The organism is Kytococcus schroeteri, from assembly GCF_002847825.1.
Classification (GTDB): domain Bacteria; phylum Actinomycetota; class Actinomycetes; order Actinomycetales; family Dermatophilaceae; genus Kytococcus; species Kytococcus schroeteri.
Map to the genome: position 1 here is coordinate 1 of NZ_PKIZ01000148.1, position 310 is coordinate 310.

Annotated in this window: 1 protein-coding gene; it reads left to right on the forward strand. The window is 62.9% G+C overall.

Annotated elements, in window-relative coordinates; genetic code table 11:
* A partial coding sequence (locus CYJ76_RS13010) for a hypothetical protein (protein WP_238138249.1) occupies positions 1-222 on the forward strand: 222 nt, incomplete at its 5' end.
* Positions 223-310 lie beyond the last annotated feature (88 nt).

Sequence of the window (310 nt, forward strand, 5' to 3'; positions counted from 1 at the left end):
GTCGGAGAGTTTCGTCCCGCCGTGATCGGTGATGAGTTGCTTGACGATGTCTTTGCGTCCGGATTTTGCGAGCCGGGCGAGTTCGCCCCGGACGTCTTCGAGGCTCACGGCTGGCTCTGGGGTTTCGCCCTCCTTCTCGTCCGGGGTGTCGGTGGTGGACTCTGGTGCTGGTGGGTCTTCGGCGCGTGGGCCGGAGAGCTGGTGTACGTCGGCGTCGCCTAGAGGGGATTCAGCCCACTCGAGGGTCGCTTCCTCGCATTGGCGTACTGCGGTGAGGACTTCTGATAGGCCCTCGTACATTTTCGTGAAC